3 protein-coding genes and 1 pseudogene are annotated in these 3,524 nt (G+C 60.0%); 2 read left to right on the top strand and 2 right to left on the bottom strand.

Annotated features, from left to right (window positions below):
- The first annotated feature begins 452 nt into the window (after positions 1-452).
- Complete coding sequence (locus tag ASF57_RS14555; protein ID WP_056484681.1) at positions 453-635, top strand: hypothetical protein; 183 nt, start codon at positions 453-455, stop codon at positions 633-635.
- Positions 636-825: 190 nt separating this feature from the next.
- Here the strand turns inward: ASF57_RS14555 and ASF57_RS14550 are convergent, their stop codons facing one another.
- Positions 826-1,167, bottom strand: a complete 342-nt coding sequence (locus ASF57_RS14550; RefSeq protein WP_056484679.1) for a glycoside hydrolase family 16 protein — start codon at positions 1,165-1,167, stop codon at positions 826-828.
- The gene (locus ASF57_RS27280) at positions 1,155-2,717 is read right to left on the bottom strand and encodes a hypothetical protein (RefSeq protein ID WP_156376156.1); all 1,563 of its coding nucleotides are present in this window, start codon (positions 2,715-2,717) and stop codon (positions 1,155-1,157) included. Before ASF57_RS27280 ends, ASF57_RS14550 begins: the two co-directional genes overlap by 13 nt.
- Positions 2,718-3,029: 312 nt before the next feature.
- Here ASF57_RS27280 and ASF57_RS14540 point away from each other — a divergent pair.
- A pseudogene (locus ASF57_RS14540) lies at positions 3,030-3,524 on the top strand (1,3-1,4-beta-glycanase); the annotation flags it as partial.

Here is a 3,524-nt window from a genome sequence, read left to right as displayed (position 1 = left end):
ATGTCTGCTTCATCTTCGCTCCTCAGGGGCTACGATGAACCAGCCATCCTCCCTTCGTGAAGACCCTCAATCTGTCCCACAGGTGCTGACGTCGGACACTCAGCACCTTCAGTCGGTCCTGATCATCCTTAATCCCTGCCCATAACCGAAGAAGCTCGACCGTAGAGTCTGGATCGCGCGAAGTCGGGTTTGACAGCGCTTCGACCGAACATCCAAGCGACATGGCAACCCTGTCTAACACGGTCGCCGTTTGGGCAGGGGCGGCGCTGTCGTTGATGAGCTTCATCGTTCGCTTCTCAGACAGCAGAAACGTACGGTATCGAACATATCGGAGCGTAACGGGGCGGTCAAACTAAATACAAGCGATATAAGCGGCGTGGATACTCATTCGGCCACTTGCACGTCTTACCATGAGATGATTGCCTGACGTGGCGAATGGAGGCGTCAGAGAAGTGGAAGATGACGAACGTTTCGAGGCGATGGCGGACGCCTGCCTTAAAGCTCATGAAGCGGTCGCAGCAATGGGCACACCCGCGATGTTCGCGATGACCCAAGCCCTCATGTGGCAAGTTGCGCAGGAACTCGCTCAACGAGAAGCCCGCCGCGAAAAGATGCTTCGGAATGCCAACCTCTAGAAGCAAAACAACGTCTCATAGGCTCGCGTACTGCCGTTGCCTACGGTGCTTGGATTACTCTAAGGTCGGTTTACCGAAAAGTACCAAGAATGCTTTGGGGGACGGACAGGGTAACAACACACATCGGCCCGGCAGTTAATGAAAATACCGAGCCGATGTGTGTTCGAGGTTCGACTGAACGACCTGAGTTTTACAAAATATCGTCGTTGGCCCAGACCCGGACGTAGTCGACCTTCATTTGCGTAGTTGGCATCGAAGCGTCGTACTTGCCCGGCCAGCTGCCGGTGTCACCCACCGCCAGATTGACCAGCATGTACATCGGTTCGTTCATGTCACGCGGCGTTGCCATTTCGGCGACCTTCGCACCGTCGATGTACCATTCCAGCGTGTCCTTCTGCCAGTCGACGCCGAATGTGTGGAAGCCCTCCGTCAGATCCGCGGTCTGCACGGGGAAGCTCGTCAGGGTGTGACCGCCGATCTTGGAATGGGCCGAGACATAGGCTGTGTCCCTGTCATGGCCTAGGAACTCCATGACATGCCCTGGCCCGCCGGCAGCTCGGCGCGCATCTCGAAATAGCCGTAGGTCTGGGCGAACGACTTGGCCGTGGTGAGCACGCCCGAGGTGTAGGCCAGACCCAGGGGGTTGCCGTCGTGATCCGGGGCCGCCGTGATGGTGAGAACCCCGTTCGAGATCGAGAACGGGTTCGTGCCCACCGACTTGTCCGAGTAGTACTGCGCCTCGTCGTTCGACCCCAGGGTCCGATCCTGGCTGCCGACGCCGAGTGTCGTCTTCCAAATTGTGCCGTTGCCCTTGGCCGAGGCGCTCAGCCCGTTGAACTCCTCGGCGAAGCTCAGCTTCATGCCTGGATGCGAGGAGTCCGCCGGCAGGGCGAAGTCCCTAGCCTTCAGGTTCGCGACCGCCACGTTCTGCAAGGTGAGGGTCTCGCCGCCGCCAAGCGCGATGACGGTGTCCGAACCCACCTGACGGGCCGCCATCTTCAACTCGGCGAAGCTGTGCAGGTCGACGCCCTCCATGCGGACCTTGTCGACGCCGGAGGCGAAATCGGTGATCCGGTCGCTGCCTTCGCCCCTGGCGATGACGAAGGTATCGGCCCCGCCGCGGCCGGTCAGGATATCGTTGCCGGCCTTGCCGTTGAGGGTCTGGGCCCCACCATCTCCGGTGATCATGTTGTTGAGGCCGTTGCCGGTGCCGCTCTTGGCGTTGCTGAAGACCAGGTTCTCGACGTTGGCGGAGAGCGTATAGTCGCGCCAAGCGACGATGACCGTGTCGACGCCGCCCCCAGGCGCCTCGACGACCTGATCGCTCGACTGCCAGATGTGGTAGGTGTCGTCGCCGGTACCACCCTTCAGGACGGCGCCGCCCTTGTCCCAGCCCCAGATGTCGTCGTGCCCGGCCGTGCCGCTTAGGGCCTTCACGGCGTTGTTGGCCTTGATTGTGTGAGTCGATGTGGCGCTCGCACGGGCTGCCTCGCCCGCCTCAGCCGGCGGCGCAACCACTACGGGGGGCTTCGGCGCCACGGGCGGAGGAACGACTACGGGCGGCTGAGGTGCGAGTGTCGCAATAGAGGCTCCGACGACGTCACCTGACACCAGCGTGCCACCGGAGTGGACGACGTTCAAGCGGCCTACAGCGGTATCATCCTCTAGGATTTCGTAGGTGTGAAGCGCGCCTTGGCTGCTGACTTTGACGAGGCTGGCATCAGCGGCAAAGCCACGAAGCACCAGCGTGTCCCCGCCGGCAGCGCCGGCCCCCTGGAAGTCGATGATCCGGTCGAGGGCGCTTCCCGTTCGTGTGGATGTGCCGGCAAGATCTGCCTTGTCGAAGACGAAGCGGTCCGCTCCGGCCCCACCTGTCAGCGTATCGATGCCGCGCCCACCCAGCAGCGTATCCTGACCGGCGCCGCCGTTGATCGTATCGTTGCCCGCCGCCCCGATAATCACGTCATTGCCATTGCCGCCCGCGATCAACTGAGGCTGCGTGCCGCGAGCAGAGAGATCGATCCGATCCGCACTCGCAGTACCTGCGGTGTATTGGGCCCGCAATGGGATTGTATTCGCCATCCGTCACTCACGTTTCGCTTCCGATGAAGCGCACGTAGAGCACTACAGCTAAGCTGATGCAACCTTGAACTTGATTGTTGGCATCAGCTTGTAGATGTCAGAGTCATTTTTGACCACTTACGAACGACGACGTTCCTTAATCCAATCTAAAAAATAAATTATAGCCATAATTTTGTTTCATTGTTGCGCTTCAGCATCACGCGACATATTATCATGCTTTACGCGCGTGCATCCTTTGTTGGGAACAGCGCCCTGAATGTCGTATTATACTCCTGGATATATTCTCACTCGGCCGTGTCAGGAACAACGACGTTGGCAACCCTTGATTACGCTGGCAACCCGATGCCGGAGAGTGGCCCACGGACGACGGCAGCCACCTTTGGCTCGGTCAAGGGTACAACCTACATGGGTACTGCGGCGAACAACACGTTCCGCAGCACGGCGAATGATGTGACGCTGATCGGCGGCGCTGGTGACGATACCTACATCATCGGGGCTCAGAATACGAAGATTGTCGAAAATGCCGGCGAAGGCGTCGACACGGTCACGGTCTATAATGGCCGCTACACGCTGGGGAATAATCTCGAGAACCTGAACTTCCAGGGTGTGGGGACCGGCTTCGGCAATGCGAGCGCCAACCTCATCGTCGGCAACGCGGAGGCTCAGACCTTCGACGGAGGCCTCGGCAACGACGTGATGACGGGTGGCGGCGGCGCCGACGGCTTCGTGCTGACCAAGGGCACCGGGCATGACGTGGTCACCGATTTCGTGTCCGGGATCGACCACATCCAGCTCAACAACTATCCG

Source organism: Methylobacterium sp. Leaf117 (assembly GCF_001422985.1).
Classification (GTDB): Bacteria; Pseudomonadota; Alphaproteobacteria; order Rhizobiales; family Beijerinckiaceae; genus Methylobacterium.
The sequence above is the reverse complement of the archived record's forward strand: the minus strand, read 5'-3'. Positions and strand labels throughout refer to the sequence as shown.